This is a genomic window from Streptomyces sp. NPDC001770 (assembly GCF_053596135.1).
Window position 1 is genome coordinate 39,754 of sequence record NZ_JBSFFN010000006.1, and the last position, 18,326, is coordinate 58,079.

Consider the following 18,326-nt stretch of genomic DNA (forward strand, 5'->3'; position numbering starts at 1 on the left):
CCCCGGTGAACGCCCCGCGCCGAGCGGTTCCCGGCACGGACGGCGCGCCGGAGTCCCGGCCCGCCGTCCCCCGAGTCCCGGCGGGCCGGGGCCGGACCCGTACCATCGAGCAGCGTGAAGCTGACAATTCTTGGCGGTGGCGGATTCCGGGTTCCCCTCGTGTACGGGGCACTGCTCGGCGATCACGCCGAGGGCCGCGTCTCCCGGGTCACCCTCTACGACACGGACCACGACCGCCTCACGGCCGTCGCCCGGGTGCTGGGTGAACAGGCCAGGGGGGTGCCCGACGCTCCCGCCGTCGTGGCCACCACCGACCTCGACGAGGCCCTGAAGGGCGCCGACTTCGTCTTCTCGGCGATCCGGGTCGGCGGCCTGGCCGGCCGGGCCGCCGACGAGCGGGTGGCCCTGGACGCGGGGGTGCTGGGGCAGGAGACCGTCGGGGCGGGCGGCATCGCGTACGGCCTGCGCACCGTTCCGGTCGCCATCGACCTCGCCCGCCGCATCGCCCGGCTCGCCCCGGACGCCTGGGTCATCAACTTCACCAACCCCGCGGGCCTGGTGACCGAGGCGATGTCCCGGCACCTGGGGGACCGGGTCGTCGGCATCTGCGACACGCCCGTGGGCCTCGGCCGCCGCATCGCCCGGGTCCTCGGCGCCGACCCGGACCGCGCCTGGATCGACTACGCCGGCCTCAACCACCTCGGCTGGGTCCAGGGCCTGTACGTGGACGGGCGGGACGAGCTTCCCCGGCTGCTCGCCGACGACACCCTGCTCGGCTCCTTCGAGGAGGGCAAGCTCTTCGGCACCGACCTGATCCGGTCGCTCGGCGCCGTGCCCAACGAGTACCTGCACTACTACTACTTCAACCGGGAGGCGGTCCGCGCCTACCAGCAGGCCGAGCTGACCCGCGGCGCCTTCCTCCGCGAGCAGCAGCAGGGCTTCTACGCGCGGATGCGCGAACCTGGCACCCCGGCCCTCGCCACCTGGGACCGCACCCGCGCCGAGCGCGACGCGACCTACATGGCGGCCAACCGCGAGGTCGCGGGGGCCGGGGAGCGCGCCGCGAGCGACCTGGAGTCCGGCGGCTACGAACAGGTGGCCCTCGCCCTCATGCGGGCCGTCGCCCGAAACGAGCGCACCTCGCTCATCCTCAACGTCCGTAACGGCGGAGCCCTTTCGGCGCTCGACGCGGATGCCGTCGTCGAAGTCCCCTGCCTGGTCGACGCGAACGGCGCCCACCCGGTGGCGGTGAGCCCGCTTCCGCTCCACGCGGCCGGGCTCGTCGCCTCCGTGAAGGCCGTCGAACGCGCCGTGCTCGAAGCGGCCGACAGTGGATCGCGCTCCGCCGCCGTACGGGCGTTCGCGCTGCACCCGCTCGTGGACTCCGTCAACGTCGCCCGCGAACTGGTCGGCGCCTACATCCGGGTCCACCCCCGGCTGGCCTACCTCGACCAGCCCTGACCGGCCACCGTGACGGTCCGGCCCGGCACACCGGCCGGACCGTCAGGCGCCGGACCGCCGTCGGCCGGGGCGCGCCGGACACCGCCGAGCGACGTCAGGTCCGCGAGCACCTCGGACGCCGTCACCTGGTCCAGGCAGCCGAAGAGATGGGTGTACGTCCCGTGGGGCCAGTGGTCCCCGGGCCGGTCGCCGAGCCAGACCGCCTCCAGCCGCTGATCGGGGAAGGCCTGCGGAGAGCCGGCCACGATGCCCTCGTAGAACCCGACGACCAGGTACAGCTCCTCGCCGAGGCGTTTGGAGATCCACCCCACCACCCCGGCGTCCTGCGGCGCGCCCCGCTCCCAGCCGCGCCGCTCCAGGCCGAGGACCTCCACCGTGGGGACGGTGACGCCCTCGAACCGGGCCAGCCGGTTGCCCGTCCGCTCCTCGTCCGTCAAGGCGAAGACCGCGCGCTCCAGTTGGGGGAACGGCTGGGACAGCTCCCGGCGGGCGAAGAGCTCCGACCAGGCGGCCCGCTCGTCGCCGAGGAGGAGCGGATGGGCCAGCCGCACGGACGCGTCGGCGGGCAGCACCGACACGTCGTCGCGCACATCGGCGAACGTCCGGTCCGCCGCGACCCGGAAGGCGGTCGTCGTGCCCCGCGACCCGCTCAGCCACACCAGCCGCCGCACCAGATGCCCCACCAGCGGATGGGCGACGAACAGCTCCTGGAACTCCCGCGCCGTCCAGGACCGGCCCGAGACCATCGCGGCCTCCAGCCGCTGCACCTGCCCGGAGGCGACCGTACGCACGTCCTTCTTCAGCGCCAGGAACCGCTTGCGCCCCGCCGAGGCCAGCTCCCCGTCGTCCCGGGCCGCCGGGGCCGGCAGATCCCTGCGGCGGTTCCCCGCCCCGTCCACGACGTACGCGCCGAGGCGTTCGTCGAAGCCGACGGTGAAGCGCCGCGGGCCGTAGTCCACGACCGTCGAGCCGTCCGCGTCCAGCCCGAAGTCCGGCACCAGGCGGTCGGACAACTGCTCGGCGGTGAGGCCCAGGACCGCGGCCACCTCGGCGATCTTCTCCTGGGCGCGCGTCTTCAGCGCCTTGAACTTCACCCGCTGCCCGATGCCGTGCAGATGGAGCAGGGCGACCTCGCTGCCGATGGCCGCCAGCACGTCCAGCCCTTCGACCGCCCGGTGGTGCGCGCCCTCGCCCGGCCAGGCGCGGATGACCGGGGTGAGCCGCCGGACGGTCTCGTCGTCCCCGACCTCACCGAGGGCGTAGAGCGCCCAGGACTCCCTGGCCGGCAGCCGCGCGTCGAGCCACTGCTCGAAGACCGCCCAGGCGAACCCGGCCAGCGAGGCGGGCGCCGCGGCCTCGCGCAGCGCGGCGAGACCCGGGTAGACCTCGCCCGGCCGAAGAAGCGCGAACATCGTCAGGGCGTTGCGCACCACCTCGGCGGGCAGGGCTTCGCCGGTACGTGTCAGGAGCTGAGGCAGCAGCCCCGGCTCGGCCCAGTTCGGCAGGACCGGCAGCTTCGCGGGCAGCGCGTGCTCCAGCGGATCGGCGACCAGCAGCATCTCGACGGAGCGCAGCGCGTCCGCGCCGTACCGGGCGGCGGCCTCGCGCACCGTCGCCTCGCCGTGCACCGCCGCTATCTGGAGCAGCGCCCGCTCGGCCGCCCGCCGCGGAGCGCCGGGCCTGCCGACCGCGTCCGGCACCAGGAACACCGCGGCGGCACCGCCGTGCCGCGCGAACCACGCCCGGGTCGTCGCGGCGGTGGACTTCAGCCGGGCCGCCCAGTCCGCCATGTGCCGGGCGACGGCCGCGTCGGCGAACGGCAGGAACAGCTCCGCCATGGTGCTCGGCTGCCGGGGGACGGTACGCAGCAGGAGCGGCAGCGCGTCGATCCCGAAGCGGGCGACGACCGGTCTGAGGGTGTCCGCCCCGTCCCACAGGTCCGTCGGCGCCCAGGTGGCCAGGGCCGGCGCGATGCGCTCCACCGGCGCGTGCAGGAAGATCCACGCGGGCCGCAGCCCGGTGCTGCCCAGCCCTTCGAGCTGGGAGGAGATCACCTTCTCGTAGTCGCCGCCGTGCTGCGGGCGGGTGTACCAGGTGGAGCAGCGCGCCCACGCCTCCTGCTCGCCCGGCAGCCAGCGCAGCTCCGGCGCGGGGAGCACGGCCGCGCCGGTGCTCACCGGGGTGGCGGCACCAGCGCGCGGCCGGGTCCACGGAGGCCGGGTGAGCACGGGCGGCAGGGACGCGAGGGAGGCCTCCGGGAAGCGGGACACCGGGTTCAGCAGCGGGGCGACGACCTCCGCGAGATCCCCGGGCAGGCCCGCCAGCAGGGAGGAGACCAGCGGGCGGTGGGTGTTGATGTGGGCGTGCAGTAACTGCCGCGAGGCACGCGACCTGGTCGCGGTGTTGTACCGGACGTCGGCGGAGAGCAGCCGCAGGGCCCGCACCGGGTAGCGGCGCATCGCGTCGAGCAGCGCCGCGCGGACCTGCTTCAGCTCCTTGTGGTGGAGCAGGACGTTGAACGCCTCGTCCGTGGGGAGTTCGGCCAGCGCGGCGGAGACCGCCTTGACGCCCTCGGCGTAGTGGTTGCCGTGGTCGAGGTACTTCCGGAGCATCGGCGCGACAGCCGTCCCGATGCCGTCGGCGAGCGTCGCGATCACGGCGAGCGTGTGGTCCGGACGGTACGACAGCCGTGCCAGCTGGTCGGCGGACGTCAGCGAGCAGAGCACCATGCGCTGCAGGACGTAGTGGTCCTCGGCGAGCACGGCGGGCTCCGACAGGAGGGCGTCGACCCACTCCCGCTCGCTCGGGGCCAGGAAGGCGGCGGCGATCCGCTGGTGGCTGTCCCTGCGGGCCGCGCCGAGCGCTTCCACGACCGCGCGGTAGGTGGCCTCGTCGGCGGCGGCGATGTGGGCGCGGGCCCGCGCGGCCACGTTCAGTGAGCCGTGGTGCCAGTGCAGGGACGAGGAGAGCGAGACGCGCTTGAGCGCGCCCTTCACCCGCCGCCCCAGGGCGTGATAGCTGTGCGCCTTGATCGTCTGGAGCTCCTGGGCGGCCCGGGCGGCGAACGGCAGCCCGTGGTCCGCCACCCAGGTGTCCACCCAGCACGAAGGGGCTGTCTCCCCCAGGGAGACGACGGCCGCCAGGGCTGCGGCCCCGACCGGGGAGGGGCTGCCGGCGAGGTGGGCCCGGGTGGCGTCCACCAGGTCCGGGTCCGAGCCAGGCTCGGTGAGGATCAGCTCGATCCAGGCGGCTTCCCCCGCGATCCGCTCCCCGACCTGCGCCAGGGCATCCTCACCGGGCCGGTTCAGCGGCCGGGCGCAGCCGCCCCGCCGGGGGTAGAGCACCCGGCGCCAGCTCAGCGGGAGTTCGAAGGCGTCCTCGTCCGGCAGCGCGGCCGCACCCGCCGTCGCCCCCGCCGTCCCGGAGGCTTCCGGGGGCCCGGGCACCGCAGGCGCGGACGCGCTCGCCGCCACCTCCTCGTACCCCTTGCGCTCCTTCGCCGCTATCGTCCTGCGCACCTGGGCGTGCGCGGCCTCCTCGGAGGCGTACTCCGTCGTCCGGGTGCGTCCCTCCGACCCGCAGCGGCCGTACCGCACGGTGACCGCGACGCCGACCGCCCCGGTCTCCCAGAACTTCGACGCAGTGCCCTCGACCAACTCCCAGCGCCGCATCCGCCCCGCCCCCTCAACCCCAGTACGGCCTGCCGAGCGGCGGGCCTCCCGATCGCTGTCTTCATTCTGGAACCGACCACTGACAGTGCCGGGCGGCGGCGGGCCGCCGCCCGGGGACCCGAGAGCCGGCGGACCGGACCGGGATCCCTCTCAGGGCGCGGTGACCGCCCGCCGGCGGCCCGGCGCTCCCCAGCTCGGTGTCACCCCGGCCACCTGGCACACCATCAGGAAGAGCGGGATCGGGGGCGTGTACGGGGTGCGGCTGTCCGGGCCGTGGATGAGCCGGGGCCGCGGCACCGGTACGAAGCCCCCCTCGGCGTAGGCGACCGGTTCGGGCCAGTCCAGGTCCTGGTCGGAGCCCGCGGGGACGATCCACCACCACACGTCCGCCGCCTCGAACACGCAGCCGGTGCGGGGGAGATGCGACAGCAGGTGGAATCCGTGCCGGGCCGGGACGCCCACCGCGTCGTACCCCAGACTCGCGCACAGCTCCGGCGGCAGCGGCAGCCGCGCCCGCGCGGGACCCGCACCGCCCCCGTTCCCGGCCGTCCCGCCCTCGGCGTTCCCGCTCTCGGCGGTCCGGGAGGCGTGACGGCCCGCGCGCAGCCGGACCAGCGCGTCCCTCAGCACGGCTGCCCCGCACCGTGCGCCAGCTCCGACCAGACGACCCGCCCGGACGCGTCCTCGGCGTCGTGCGAGCCCCACGCCTGGCTCAGGGCGTCCACCAGGAACAGGCCCCGCCCGTGCTCGTCGTCGGAGGAGACGCGCAGCCTCGGGCCGCCGGTGAGTCTCCCCTGGTCCTGGACCGCTATCCGCAACAGGTTGTCCAGGCGCCGGAGTTCGCAGACGACCAGCGCGCTCGCGGTGTGCACCACGGCGTTGGTGACCAGCTCGGAGACGACGAGTGCGGCAGTGTCGCGCAGGTCGCCCCGGAGCTTCCAGACCGCGAGTCTGTCCCTGGTCAGCCTGCGTGCCCCGGCGGCCGACGCCGGTCTGGCCGGCAGGGCGAAGCGGAAACGGAGCGCCTCAGCCCCGGAAGGGGAGCCCACGGAACGGGGGATGAGCGCACTGCCAGGTGCCACGACCGAATCCTCACAGTGGTTTGCCGCGTCATGTCCGGACCTCGACGCATCGGGAGAGGGGCGGACGTGACCAAGTGAATTGGTTCAATCGCCAACTCTCCCCCTGACGCGGACACTTGGCAAGGGGCACTCTGAAAATTGCAGAGTGCCCGTGTCTTTGTCGTCAGCCGCATGGCACACTGCTGACAGAAGAGACCATCGGAGGTCCGAAGTGAGCGAGCCTCGGTCAGCCCCGACCGTGGGGCAGGTCGTCCTCGGCAGGCGCCTGCAGGACCTGCGGGAGCGTGCCGGACTCACCCGCGACCAGGCGGCCAAGGTGCTCCGCGTCGCGTCCGCCACGGTCCGCAGGATGGAGACGGCCGAGGTCGCCCTCAAAATTCCCTACGTACAGGCCCTGTTGCGCGCCTACGGGATCGGCGAGGAGGAGACGGACGCCTTCGTCGATCTCGCCGAAGAGGCCAACAAGCCCGGCTGGTGGCAGCGTTACCACGACGTGCTGCCCGACTGGTTCAGCATGTACGTCAGCCTGGAGGGCGCGGCGAGCCTGCTGCGCATGTACGAACCGCACTTCGTGCCAGGCCTTCTCCAGACCGAGGACTACGCCCGCTCCGTGATGCTGGGCGGCGCGGTCGGCCAGTCCGAGCCCGGGGACATCGAGCGGCACGTCGCCCTGCGCATGGAGCGGCAGAGCCTGCTCGCCAAGGCTGACGCACCGAGGCTCTGGGTGGTCATGGACGAGACGGTCCTGCGGCGCCCGGTCGGCACCCCCGAGGCCATGCGCGCGCAGATCGACAAGCTCCTCGAAGCCTCCGAACAGACGCACATCACGCTGCAGATCGCGGAGTTCGCGACCGGCCACCACCCAGGGACCTACGGACCGTTCGTGCTCTTCCGCTTCGGCGTGCCCGAACTGCCCGACATGGTCTTCAGCGAGTACCTGACCGGCGCCGTCTACTTCGACACGCGCCCCGAGGTGGCCTCCTACCTCGAGGTCATGGACCGCATGGCGGCCCAGGCCGCGACTGCACGACGCACGAAGGACATCCTCCGGGATTTCCGCAAGGAGCTGTGATGAGCGACATCTACAACGGCATGCCGGCCACCGCCCTCGGTGCCGAGGGCTGGTCCAAGCCCTGGAGCGGCGGCAACGGCGGCAACTGCGTCGAGACCATGAAGCTGGCGGACGGCAGAGTCGCCATCCGCCAGTCCGCGGACCCCGACGGCCCGGCGCTCATCTACTCCACCGGCGAGATGGCCGCCTTCATCCAGGGCGCCAAGACCGGCCAGGCAGACTTCCTGCTGACCTGACCTGACCTGACCTGACCTGACCTGACCTGACCCGACCTGGCCCGAGAGGCCGTTGCCCCACCGGACGTGATCTTTCGCAGAGTGGTCCTGTCCGGCCCCGCTGCCATCCGCAGGCGGGCGTGCCGCGGCTCCGACCGGTCTCAGAGCCGCTCCACGGCCGGGTGCGGAACCGGGCTGCTGGTGCCCTGGTCCGGCGTCAGTTCCGGGGCGGTCCGTGGCCCGGCCAGGGTGGTGCAGCGGGCCCAGATCAGAAGGGTGAGCGGGTACACGGCGTACCCGACGCGGGTTGCCGGGGACAGCAGGATGGCGATGGTGAGGCCGAGCGCGAGCCGGTGGGCGGCTGCCGCCGTGGTCGTCGGCGGCTGAACGATGAGCGACAGGGCTGTGGCCATGGCGCCGACGCCTATCAGGGCCACGGCCACGGTCTTGCCGTGGGGCAGCACGGCAGCCAGGAGGGCGCCCAGGAGCGGGCTGGCGGCGGTCGAGGCCGTGTCGCTCAGTCCGAAGGGGTAGAGCACCGCGTTGTCGAGGAAGGCACGCGGATCGGCCAGGAGCGGCGGCACGACCACCGAAGCCGCCACCGCGACCGCCACCGCTGCCGCGGTCCTGGCCGCGCGTGATCCCCTGGTCGCAGCCAGGAGGACGACGACGACCGGTATGGCCGGCCATGCGGTCCACTTCAGAATGGCTGCCGCTCCCAGTGCCAGACCAGCGCCCACGGCACGGCCCCGGTGCGCGTAGGCCAGGGCCAGAAGGACGAAGGCCACGACCACGGGATCGACCCCGCCGATGGCCAGTGGCAGCGCCACCACGGGGCAGGCCGCGATCCATGCCGCCCCCGTCACCGCCGTGCGTCGGGACTGGGGCCGGCCCTTGGCCAGCACGGCCACGGCAGCGGACAGCGTGGCGGCGAACCCGGCCAGATTCCACAGGCGGGCGCTGGAGAACACCGTCTCGCCGAACAGTGCGTGGGGGAGCCCGAAGAGGGCCATGCCGGGCAGGTAGGGGTTGAAGTCACGGACCGCGACCGGATGCGAGAGGTAAGGGGTGCCGGTCTCCAGGAGGTGCTGGGCGGACCGTTCGACGACGCCGACCTCCATCTGCTGCAGGCCCACGGCGGTCAGCCACACCAGCGGAACCGCCAGCGCGCCGACGACGCCGGTCAGGGCCACCGCACGAGACCACTGGACACGGGAACCCAGCGACACCAGCGCGGCACAGGCATAGGCGACAGCAGCGGCAAGTCCCCACCGGTGCTGCGACGTGTTCGACGCGGAAGCAAGCCCCACACCCAGGGCCACCAGGGAGCTCGCCGCCAATGCCCACAGGTCCCACCGGCGGAGAGCCATGCTGGAGCGACGACCCGGGCGACGACCGGAAGCATCTGGAAATCGTGATATGTGCATGTAAAGAGGCCTTGCCTGGAAAGTCGTCCGCCCAAGTGAACAGACGCGCAACGAGAGGTTGGACGCGCCGGCGACACGGGCTCCCGCTGCGGGGTGGCCGGCATGGCGCCCCGCGCGACGTGAGCGCGTTTCGGCGCATGCTGATCCGCGCCCCGGCGTCCTTCGCCGCACAGGAGCGCACAGGACCGTGCCCGGCACACCTCATCCAAACCAGTGCGGGCCGGGGGGACCAGGAAGTTCGACCGGCAGACGGAGCGGCCCGCATACTTCTGCCGGTGAGTACTGCCGGTAGCTACGCCGTTCCGGCCGGGCCACGCAGACCAGGGGGACCAGAGCTGTGAGCGACAACGAGTTCGGCGAGCGGCTGCACGCACTGCGCACGGGAGCGGGCATCAGCCAGGAACGGCTGGCGCAGCGGGCGGGGATCAGTGTGCGGGCGCTGTCGGACATGGAGCGCGGGCGGACGCGGGGGCCGCGGCAGCGCACGGTGGAGGCATTGGCGGCGGCCCTGGGAGTGGACGGTGCTGTGGGCCACGAGCTCGAGGACGCCGCCCGGTCGGGCCGCCCGCGGACCGTGGGCGGGGCGGGGCCCAGGCCGTCGGCCGGGACGGGGCCGGGCGTGGGGTTGCCGGCCGGGCACGGGCTGGCGTTGCCGCGTGATCTCCGGGACTTCACCGCCCGCGGCCCCGCCCTGTCCGGGCTGCGAGTCCTGGCCGAGGACCTCGATCCCGCCCGCCCGCCGGTCGCCGTGATCTGCGGGCAGCCCGGGCTGGGCAAGACCGCCTTCGCCGTGCACGCCGCCCATGCTCTGGCGCCACGTTTCCCGGACGGACAGTACGCCGTCGACCTGCGCGGCATGGACCCGGAGCCCACACCGCCGCGCGAGGTGCTCGCCCGGCTCCTTCACGCGCTCGGTGTGGCCGAGACCGCTGTCCCGGCCGCCACCGACGAGCGCAGCGGGCTGCTGCGCTCGGTGCTGCGCGAGCGCCGGGTGCTGCTCCTGTTGGACAACGCCGCCGACGAGGACCAGGTCCGTCCCCTGCTGCCCGGCCGCGGCGCCTGTCTGGCCCTGGTCACCAGCCGCCGCTCGCTGGCCGGCCTGGAAGCCGTCCACCGCACGGAGCTGGCGCTGCTGCGCCGGGAGGAGGCGGTCGAACTCCTCACCCGCGTCATCGGGCCGGAGCGGGTCGAGCGGGAGACGCAGGCCGCCCGCGACCTCGCGGAACTCTGTGGGCACTTGCCCCTGGCCGTGCGCATCGCCGCCCAGCGCCTGGCCTCCCGGCCCGGCGAGACCCTGGCGAAACTCGTGACCCAGCTCACCGCTCACGGGGGCCGCCTGGACACCCTGCGGGCAGGTTCCCTGCAGATTCGGTCCGCCTTCACCTTGTCCTACCGTCAGCTCAGCCCGGCCGCCCGCACTGTCTTCCGCCGCGCCTCACTCGCCTGCGGCCCCGACTTCGGCCCCGCCACCGCAGCCCTCCTGGCAGACATGCCCCCACGCCAGGCCGCGCGCTGCCTCGAACGGCTGACCGACGCCGGACTGCTCCAGCCCCACTCCACCGCTGACCGCTACCGCTTCCACGACCTCCTGCGCCTGTTCGCCGCCGAACAACTGGTCGAGGACGACGACCCCACCCGGATCGCCGCCGCCCAGGACCGGGCCGCCCACTGGATCCTGCGCCGGGCCACCGCCGCCGCACTGCGCTTCGACGCCGACCGCCACCAGGACGCGCCCGAAGGCGACCCCGACCCGGCCACCGCGCCCACCGACTGCGAGCAGGCCCGGATCTGGCTGGAGGCCGAGCGGCCCCAGTGGCTCGCCGCGCTGGGCCACGCCCAGGCGGCAGGCCGGCACCAGCAGGTCATCGACGCCGCCGAAGCGATGCACTGGTTCTCCGACGTGACCGCGCACTGGGAGCTGTGGGCGGAGGTGTTCCAGCGGGCCGCCGACTCCGCCCGCGCGCTCGGCAGCAGGCGCGACGAGGCCGTCCACCTCAACTACCTCGCCTGGGCCTGCAACTTCTGCCTCCACGACTACCCCGCCGCCCTGGCCGCCGCACGAGCGGCCCTGGCCGCGGCATACGAGGCCGCAGACCAGCTGCAAGCGGGATGGGCCCTGGGCTACGCGGCAGGAGCACTCCGTCGGCTCGGACGGACCGACGAGTCCATCGTCCGGCTGCGCGAGGCGGCCGCCCACCTCGGAGATCACGCGAACGCGCAGGTCCGCCTCGCCGAACTCACCATTCTCAATACCCTGGGCCAGCACCTGCGCTGTGCCAACCGTGCGGACGAGGCCCTGGTCATCCACCGGCGCAGCGAAGCTCTCTGCCTCGCCGGAGTGCCGGGGACGCCGCACGACCTCGTCGCCTCCTATCTGGCGCAGACCCGCCACAACCTCGGCAGCGACCTCATGGCCCTGGGGCGATGGGGCCAGGCCGAATCCCCTCTGCGTGCCGCATTGGCCTACTGGGAGGCAGGCCGGATGCCCGCCTGGAGCGAACCCGTCCGCCTCGACCTCGGCATCACCCTGCGCCACCTCGACCGCCACGACGAGGCCCGCGCGGCATTGACCACGGCCCACCGCACCCTCACCGGGCTGAACAATCCCCGCCGGCGTGAGGCCGCCGACGAACTGGACCAGGTCACCGCGGTGTTCGGCGTCGCCGGCCGGCCGATCGGCTGAGGCGCCCAGTTCCTTGTCCTGTGACGCGCTTCAGGCGGCGCGGGGCAGAGTGGGCGGCATGACGGACAGCTCCGGCCACGGCCCCGGTCCGGGGGACGTGGACGACCGCCGGGCGATCGAACACCTCCTCGGTCGGCCCCCGGACCGGACGTGGCCGGCGGGAGCGCTGGAACCGGGAAGCCGCGTCGCTGTCGTTCGCGCCGAGCACTGGGGCGGTACCTGGCAGACAGAGTGCGCCGGGACGATCGACGCCATGGCCGCACCCGAACCCAATGAACACGCCCGGTCGCCCGACGGCGAGCTGCTGTACCGGGTCACCTTCGACGCCCCGCAGTACGACCGCGACGGTGCCGGCCCCTGTCGCAAGAACCGGATCCGGGGCCGGTACCTACGGGCCGAGCAGGGGCAGACGCCTGCCGGGCCGACGGGTCCTCAGCGACCTGAACCCGCCGAGCGCCGCGACCCGGACGCTTCCTCCAGCAGCACGGCGCTGTCACCGGGGTCCAGGGCCACCGCCCGCAGCCGCTCGAACAGCGACCGGTGGTGCAGGGTCTCCTCCTCCGAATCCAGGAACACGTCACCGGCGGGGGTGTCCGCCCAGACCAGCTCCGCGTCCAGCGCGTCGGGGAAGTCCAGGTGAACGAAGCTTCCGGCCATCCCGCCGTGCGCCCCCGCGCCGAAGGGGATCACCCGCACCTCCACCCCGGGCTTCCGCCCGATCCGCACGAGGTGCTCGGCCTGCTCGCGCATCACCTCGGGCCCGCCGACCGCCCGCCGCACGGCGGCCTCGTCCACGACCGCGCGGAGCCTGGGACCGTCCGCCCCGGCGAGCAGGCTCCGCCGCTCCATCCGTACCCGGACGCGCTCGTCGACCTCCGCCCGCCCGGCATCGGGCAGCACGCCCCGGATCACCGCCCGGGCGTAGCGCTCGGTCTGGAGCAGTTCCGGCACGCACATCGATTCGTAGGCGCGCACCGTGCGCGCCTCGGCCTCGAACCCGAGGTACGCGAGGTATCCCTCCGAAAATCCGGCGAACCCGGCGTACCCGCCGGCCCCCGCCACCCCGGACGGCTCCGCGCCGTACGGCCGCAGCCGGCTCCGGTCGTCCGCGAGCCGCTGAGCCGCCAGCAGGTCCGCGCGCTGCGCCTCGCCGGCCTCGTACGCCACCATCAACGCCGCCAGGGTCCGCTTCTGCGGGCGGGCGCGTGCCTTCTCGATCCGGTACAGCGTCGCGACGTTGATTCCGGTGCGCCCGGCGACCTGCTCGCGCGTCAGCTCCGCCTCGGCGCGCAGCCGCCGCAGGAGTGCGGCGAGCCGCCGCAGCCTGACGACCGGGGGTGGGGTCTGCTGCCTGTCCGACACGTTGTGCGCCTTCCTGTCCCGGGGGTAACGAGAGTCTGGCCGGTGACGGGGCCTCACCTCAAACCGGCAGGAGGCGGGCATGGGGACGCGGGCGGACAGAAGGCAACCATGGAGAACGCAATCTTTGCGTTCCGGCCCTCGGGCGGTGCATGCTGAGGTGCGGCATCACGCACCGTGCGTGATCCACCACAGGGCGGGAGAGGTGCGCACATGGCCGAGGACGCACGGGCAGGCGGACGGACAGCCGGGCGGGCCCGATGACGATTCCCCCGCACTGCGTCGACTGCGGCGGCCCGGTTCTCGGTGAGGCGGTGGTCGTGGTGTACGGCGACAACGCGACCGGCGCCCGCGCCCACGGGTACGCACATCCGGCGGGATCGCCCGACTGCACGCGTGCGCTGTCCACCGGGGCGGGTGGCAGGCGCCGGCCGACGGGCGGAAGGGCGGAGCCCCCGCAGCGGTGGTGAGGCCCGCCGTCGGCACGAGGCGCACGTCCCGACAGGCGACAATGGGGCGCATGTCACGACGCACCGCCCGCCGGAAACCGCCCGTCCCCTCCGTCCCGCGCGTCACCGCGGACGCCCCCTGCCCCTGCGGCCTGCCGGCTTCGTACGGCGCGTGCTGCGGCCGGTACCACGCGGGTACGGCCGCCGCGCCCACCTGCGTTGCTCTGATGCGGTCCCGGTACGCGGCCTTCGTCGTCCGGGACGCCGGTTATCTGCTCCGTACCTGGCACCCGGCGACCCGGCCGCCGGCCGTCGAGTTCGACCCCGGCACGCGCTGGGAACGGCTGGAGATCCTGGGCATCACCGAGGGCAGTGCCTTCCACACGACGGGCACCGTCACCTTCCGCGCCCACTGGACCGAGGGCGGACGGCCCGGCAGCATGCACGAGCGGAGCAGCTTCGTCCGCCACGAGGGCGCCTGGGTCTACGAGGACGGCGAGTTCCCGGACGCGTGACGATCCCGGGGCCGTGCGGCCGGGCCCGCACGGCCGCGGCCGGAGCCCGGCCGCCGTCAGACCGCCGTGCCCACCGGGGTGGGGGCGTGGTTCCGGGGAGCCGGGGCGAGTTCGGCCGCCAGGTCCTCCGCGAGGAGCTGCTTGGCGATGACGTCGACGGCCGCCCTCAGCTGCCGGTCGTCGGGCCGGGCACCGTCCTCCGCCAGCCGTTCGTTGAGCCACCGGGCCCAGGCGGAGGTGATCGTGGCGGCCTCCCGCCGGCCCGCCGCGGTGTGCTGGAAGAGCCGTCCGTCGCCGGTCAGATAGCCCTCGTCGATCATCCGGTCGAAGACCGGCACCAGGACCTCCGGGGGCAGCCGGTGGCGGGTCGCGATCAGCCCGAGACCGGCGTGCCCGACCATCCGCGTGAACAGGTCGACCTGCATGACGGCCCAGGCGCCCGCCATGTCCAGCCGGGTGTCGGACGCGTCGACGATCCGCCGTGCCGTGTCCGGGCGGGCGCCGTGGAGGATCTTGGCCACCGAGAACTCCAGGACCCGGTCCGGGTTCCCGCTCATGGGCTGGGCGAAGCCCTCGCCCATGTCGGTCGAACCGGCCCGCGCCGAGTCCCGCAGCTTGACCTCCTTCAGGAACAGCGCCACCACGAACCCGATCAGCGCCACCGGCACCGTCCAGAGGAAGACCGTGTGGATGGTGTCCGCGTACGCCTGCGCGAGCGGCGCGGACTGCGCGTCGGGCAGGGCGTGCAGGCTCAGCGGGTTCTGCGAGGCCGCGGTCAGCGTCGCGGGATCACCGCCCGCCCGCGCGGCCTCGGCCACCCCCTGCTGGAGGTTCGGCCCCAGCGAGTTGGCGTAGATGGTGCCGAAGACCGCCGTGCCGAAGGAGCTGCCGAGGGTACGGAAGAAGGTCACACCCGAGGTGGCCGTACCCAGGTCCGCGTAGTCCACGGTGTTCTGCACGGCGATCGTCAGGACCTGCATCGACAGCCCGATCCCGAGACCGAGCACGAACATGTAGACCGACTCGAGGAACACCCCGGTGTCCGGGCCCATCAGGGACATCAGGAAGAGCCCGGCGGCCATCACCAGCGAGCCCACGATGGGGAAGATCCGGTACCGGCCGGTCCTGCTGACGGTGTTGCCGCTGAAGATCGAGGCGATCAGCAGGCCGACGACCATCGGGAGCGTCCGGACGCCGGAGATCGTCGCCGAGTTCGCGTCCACGTACTGGAGGTACGTGGGGAGGAAGGTCATCGCCCCGAGCATCGCGAAGCCGACGATGAAGCTCAGGATCGCGCAGACCGTGAAGACCGGGTTGTGGAAGAGCCGCATCGGCAGCATCGGTTCCTCGGCCCGGCTCTCCACCCGCACGAACAGGGCGAGCGCGACGAGCCCGCCGACGAAGAGGCCGATGATGACGGGGGAGCCCCAGGCGTACTCGTTCCCGCCCCAGCTCGTGCCGAGGATCAGCGCGCTCGCGCCGACCGCCACCAGGGCGATGCCCAGGTAGTCGATGACCGGGCGGCCGGCGGCCCGTACGGACGGGATGTTCCGGGCCGCCGCGATGACCACCACGATCGCGATCGGCACGTTGACGTAGAACGCCCAGCGCCAGGTCAGATGGTCGGTGAACACCCCGCCGAGCAGCGGGCCGACGACGGTCGACACACCGAACACGGCCCCGATCGCACCCTGGTACTTGCCGCGTTCGCGCAGCGGGATCACGTCGGCGATCAGCGCCATCGAGGTCACCATGAGGCCGCCCGCGCCGATGCCCTGGAGACCGCGCCAGATGATCAGCAGCAGCATGTTGGAGGCCAGGCCGCAGAGGAACGAACCGGTGATGAAGACGATCGCCGAGACCTGGAACACGAGCTTGCGTCCGAACAGGTCACCGAACTTGCCGACCAGCACCGTGGCGACGGTCTCGGCGAGCAGGTAGGCGGTGACCACCCAGGACATGTGGGCCGCCCCGCCGAGGTCCGAGACGATCGTGGGAAGCGCCGTGCCCACGATCGTCTGGTCCAGCGCCGCGAGGAGGATCCCGAGCACGATCGTCGCGAAGACGATGTTGCGGCGGCGAGGGTCGAGGACGGGCGGCGCGGAGGCGCTCGGCGCCACCGGAGCGGTCTCGCTGCTGGCTGTGGTCACCCTCGCACCCTCACACCGGGCCCGTTCGCCCGCATGCCGGACGGAGCCGGACGAGTCAGGCGAGGACGGCCGCCACCGACTCGGCCATCCGGCTCACGAACGCCTCCCGCACCTCCTCGGAGACCCGGTCGAGCGAGAGGAACGGGTTCAGGTCCTCCAGCTCGACCAGGAGGAGTCCGCCCTCCACCGTCCGGCAGGCGTCCACGCGCTGGATGCCGTGGCTGAGGGTGTTCCACTCCACGAACGTACGGGCGAACTCAAGGTCCGCCCCGCTCGCCTCCCACGGCTCCAGCACCCAGCGCCGGTCCTGGTCGGGGGCGTACAGCGCGTACTGGAAGTCGTGGTCCACGAAGTAGAAGGAGACCTCGTGGCGGAAGTCGATCCGGGGCTGCACCAGCAGCGTCCCGTCGTCCGCCGGGTCCAGCTCGGGCCGGGGGACGAAGCGCAGCCCCTCGGAGTCCGCCCCCAGCTTCGGCTTCACCACGTACGACTCCGCCGCCGGCAGCCGCCCCAGATCGGCGGCCCGGTCCACGGTCGGTATCACCGGCAGCCCGGCCCGGTCCATGTCCACCAGGTACTGCTTGCCCGCCATGTCACCGCTGCCGTCCAGCGCGTTGTACACCGGTGTCCCCAGCTCCAGCGCCCGCCGCCGGAACGCCTCGTACGCCTGGGGGTAGTGCAGTACCGGGCCGCTGTTGCGCACGATCACGCCGTCGAAGCGGTCCAGCAGCGCCGCCGCGTCCCGGGGGTGGCAGAGGGCGAGGTCGAAGCGGGCGCGGAGCCGGGAGGTGAGGAAGATGTCCTCGTCGCAGTAGCGCCGGCCGCGCGCCTCATAGGCCAGGTCGGTGACGAAGAGGACGGACGGGCGGCGGACGCCGGAGGTGAGGGTCATCGATCTTTCCCAAGGGTGCCGGGAGCGGGTGGTCGTCAATAGCCTGGACGCCGATGACCGTTCACGACCGAGGAGCGCACATGTCTTCCGCCCCGCGCGAGTCGCACGCATCGCCCGCGTCGCCACTGCCGGACATTCTCTCGCCCGCCTTCGCCGCCGACCCCTACGGGGCCTACCGGATCATGCGCGAGCAGGCCCCGCTGATCCGGCACGAGGCGACCGACAGCTATCTCGTCTCCCGTTACGAGGACGTCGAGCGGGTCTTCCGGGACAAGGCCCAGGAGTTCACCACCGAGAACTACGACTGGCAGCTCGAACCCGTCCACGGCCGCACCATCCTCCAGCTGAGCGGCCGGGACCACGCCGTGCGCCGCGCGCTGGTCGCCCCCGCCTTCCGGGGCTCCGACCTCCAGGAGAGGTTCCTGCCGGTCGTCGAGCGCAACGCCCGCGAACTGATCGACGCCTTCCGGCACACCGGCGAGGCCGACCTCGTCGCCGACTTCGCCACCCGGTTCCCCGTCCTGGTCATCGCCGACATGCTCGGGCTCGACCGGGCGGACCACGACCGCTTCCACGGCTGGTACACCTCCGTCATCGCCTTCCTCGGCAACCTCGCGGGCGACCCGCAGGTCGCCGCGGCGGGCGAGCGGACCCGGCGGGAGTTCGCCGAGTACATGATCCCGGTCATCCGGCGGCGCCGGGAGGAGCCCGGCGACGACCTGCTCTCCACGCTCTGCGCCGCCGAGGTCGACGGGGTGCGCATGAGCGACGAGGACATCAAGGCCTTCTGCAGCCTGCTCCTCGCGGCCGGGGGCGAGACCACCGACAAGGCCATCGCCTCGGTCTTCGCCCATCTCCTCGCCCACCCCGGCCAGCTCGCCGCCGTCCGCGAGGACCGCTCACTGATCGAGCGGGCGTTCGCCGAGACGTTGCGCTTCACGCCGCCCGTCCACATGATCATGCGGCAGACGGCGACGGAGGTGGAACTCAGCGGCGGCACGGTCCCGGCCGGGGCGACGGTCACCTGCCTGATCGGCTCCACCGGCCGCGACGACGCCCGCTACCGCGACCCGGACCGCTTCGACCTCTTCCGTACGGACCTCACCAGCACCACCGCCTTCTCGGCCGCCGCCGACCACCTGGCCTTCGCGCTCGGCCGGCACTTCTGCGTCGGCGCGCTGCTCGCCAAGGCCGAGGTGGAGACCGGCGTCGGCCAACTCCTGGACGCGATGCCCGATCTGCGCCTCGCGGACGGCTTCACCCCGGTGGAGCGGGGCGTCTTCACCCGGGGACCGGAATCCCTCCCGGTGCGGTTCACGCCGGCGGCCTGAACGAGAGGGCTCCGGTGGC

The 18,326-nt window shown here is 73.2% G+C and carries 13 protein-coding genes; 6 read left to right on the plus strand and 7 right to left on the minus strand.

Annotated features, from left to right (window positions below; translation table 11 throughout):
• Window positions 1-114 precede the first annotated feature (114 nt).
• Complete coding sequence (locus ACWCSV_RS07970) at window positions 115-1,461, plus strand: 6-phospho-beta-glucosidase (protein ID WP_451139638.1); 1,347 nt, start codon at window positions 115-117, stop codon at window positions 1,459-1,461.
• Here the strand turns inward: ACWCSV_RS07970 and ACWCSV_RS07975 are convergent.
• The 3 genes from ACWCSV_RS07975 to ACWCSV_RS07985 form a co-directional block, all read right to left on the minus strand.
• Window positions 1,443-5,132: a DUF4132 domain-containing protein gene (locus ACWCSV_RS07975; protein WP_451139640.1), complete on the minus strand. Its 3,690-nt coding sequence runs from the start codon at window positions 5,130-5,132 to the stop codon at window positions 1,443-1,445. The two genes, ACWCSV_RS07970 and ACWCSV_RS07975, sit on opposite strands and share 19 nt — an antisense overlap.
• A gap of 150 nt (window positions 5,133-5,282) precedes the next feature.
• On the minus strand, window positions 5,283-5,762 hold the full coding sequence (locus tag ACWCSV_RS07980; protein ID WP_451139642.1) for a hypothetical protein: 480 nt from the start codon (window positions 5,760-5,762) through the stop codon (window positions 5,283-5,285).
• Window positions 5,756-6,214 carry an ATP-binding protein gene (locus ACWCSV_RS07985; protein ID WP_451139644.1) on the minus strand — a complete coding sequence of 153 codons (459 nt, stop codon included), beginning with the start codon at window positions 6,212-6,214 and terminating at the stop codon, window positions 5,756-5,758. Before ACWCSV_RS07985 ends, ACWCSV_RS07980 begins: the two co-directional genes overlap by 7 nt.
• Before the next feature lie 211 nt (window positions 6,215-6,425).
• On the opposite strand from ACWCSV_RS07985, the gene ACWCSV_RS07990 reads away from it, so the two are divergent.
• Both ACWCSV_RS07990 and ACWCSV_RS07995 read left to right on the plus strand, forming a co-directional pair.
• Window positions 6,426-7,286 (plus strand): helix-turn-helix domain-containing protein, encoded by an 861-nt coding sequence (locus ACWCSV_RS07990; RefSeq protein ID WP_451139646.1) that lies wholly within the window; start codon window positions 6,426-6,428, stop codon window positions 7,284-7,286.
• The gene (locus ACWCSV_RS07995; RefSeq protein WP_327179116.1) at window positions 7,286-7,522 is read left to right on the plus strand and encodes a DUF397 domain-containing protein; all 237 of its coding nucleotides are present in this window, start codon (window positions 7,286-7,288) and stop codon (window positions 7,520-7,522) included. Before ACWCSV_RS07990 ends, ACWCSV_RS07995 begins: the two co-directional genes overlap by 1 nt.
• Before the next feature lie 140 nt (window positions 7,523-7,662).
• Here ACWCSV_RS07995 and ACWCSV_RS08000 read toward each other — a convergent pair whose 3' ends face one another.
• Window positions 7,663-8,871 carry a glycosyltransferase 87 family protein gene (locus ACWCSV_RS08000; RefSeq protein WP_451139648.1) on the minus strand — a complete coding sequence of 403 codons (1,209 nt, stop codon included), beginning with the start codon at window positions 8,869-8,871 and terminating at the stop codon, window positions 7,663-7,665.
• Between the two features lie 394 nt (window positions 8,872-9,265).
• Here ACWCSV_RS08000 and ACWCSV_RS08005 point away from each other — a divergent pair, with 394 nt between their 5' ends.
• On the plus strand, window positions 9,266-11,611 hold the full coding sequence (locus ACWCSV_RS08005) for an ATP-binding protein (RefSeq protein WP_451139650.1): 2,346 nt from the start codon (window positions 9,266-9,268) through the stop codon (window positions 11,609-11,611).
• A 432-nt stretch (window positions 11,612-12,043) separates the two neighbouring features.
• On the opposite strand, the gene ACWCSV_RS08010 is transcribed toward ACWCSV_RS08005, so the two are convergent.
• Window positions 12,044-12,973 (minus strand): helix-turn-helix domain-containing protein, encoded by a 930-nt coding sequence (locus ACWCSV_RS08010; RefSeq protein ID WP_451139652.1) that lies wholly within the window; start codon window positions 12,971-12,973, stop codon window positions 12,044-12,046.
• Window positions 12,974-13,490: 517 nt separating this feature from the next.
• On the opposite strand from ACWCSV_RS08010, the gene ACWCSV_RS08015 reads away from it, so the two are divergent.
• Window positions 13,491-13,934 carry a YchJ family protein gene (locus ACWCSV_RS08015; protein ID WP_451139654.1) on the plus strand — a complete coding sequence of 148 codons (444 nt, stop codon included), beginning with the start codon at window positions 13,491-13,493 and terminating at the stop codon, window positions 13,932-13,934.
• 56 nt (window positions 13,935-13,990) lie between these two features.
• On the opposite strand, the gene ACWCSV_RS08020 is transcribed toward ACWCSV_RS08015, so the two are convergent.
• Both ACWCSV_RS08020 and ACWCSV_RS08025 read right to left on the minus strand, forming a co-directional pair.
• Complete coding sequence (locus tag ACWCSV_RS08020; protein ID WP_451139656.1) at window positions 13,991-16,084, minus strand: MDR family MFS transporter; 2,094 nt, start codon at window positions 16,082-16,084, stop codon at window positions 13,991-13,993.
• 55 nt (window positions 16,085-16,139) lie between these two features.
• Window positions 16,140-16,976, minus strand: a complete 837-nt coding sequence (locus tag ACWCSV_RS08025) for a hypothetical protein (RefSeq protein ID WP_451139658.1) — start codon at window positions 16,974-16,976, stop codon at window positions 16,140-16,142.
• Window positions 16,977-17,056: 80 nt separating this feature from the next.
• Here ACWCSV_RS08025 and ACWCSV_RS08030 point away from each other — a divergent pair, with 80 nt between their 5' ends.
• Window positions 17,057-18,307 (plus strand): cytochrome P450, encoded by a 1,251-nt coding sequence (locus tag ACWCSV_RS08030; RefSeq protein WP_451139660.1) that lies wholly within the window; start codon window positions 17,057-17,059, stop codon window positions 18,305-18,307.
• The last annotated feature ends 19 nt before the right edge of the window (window positions 18,308-18,326 follow it).

What these genes read in the sequence shown, in the direction of transcription:
- ACWCSV_RS07975 (WP_451139640.1), bottom strand. Translation starts at nt 5,132, where the DNA reads ATGCGGCGCTGGGAGTTGGTCGAGGGCACTGCGTCGAAGTTCTGGGAG.
- ACWCSV_RS07995 (WP_327179116.1), top strand. Translation starts at nt 7,286, where the DNA reads ATGAGCGACATCTACAACGGCATGCCGGCCACCGCCCTCGGTGCCGAG.
- ACWCSV_RS08000 (WP_451139648.1), bottom strand. Translation starts at nt 8,871, where the DNA reads ATGGCTCTCCGCCGGTGGGACCTGTGGGCATTGGCGGCGAGCTCCCTG.
- ACWCSV_RS08015 (WP_451139654.1), top strand. Translation starts at nt 13,491, where the DNA reads ATGTCACGACGCACCGCCCGCCGGAAACCGCCCGTCCCCTCCGTCCCG.
- ACWCSV_RS08025 (WP_451139658.1), bottom strand. Translation starts at nt 16,976, where the DNA reads ATGACCCTCACCTCCGGCGTCCGCCGCCCGTCCGTCCTCTTCGTCACC.
- ACWCSV_RS08030 (WP_451139660.1), top strand. Translation starts at nt 17,057, where the DNA reads ATGTCTTCCGCCCCGCGCGAGTCGCACGCATCGCCCGCGTCGCCACTG.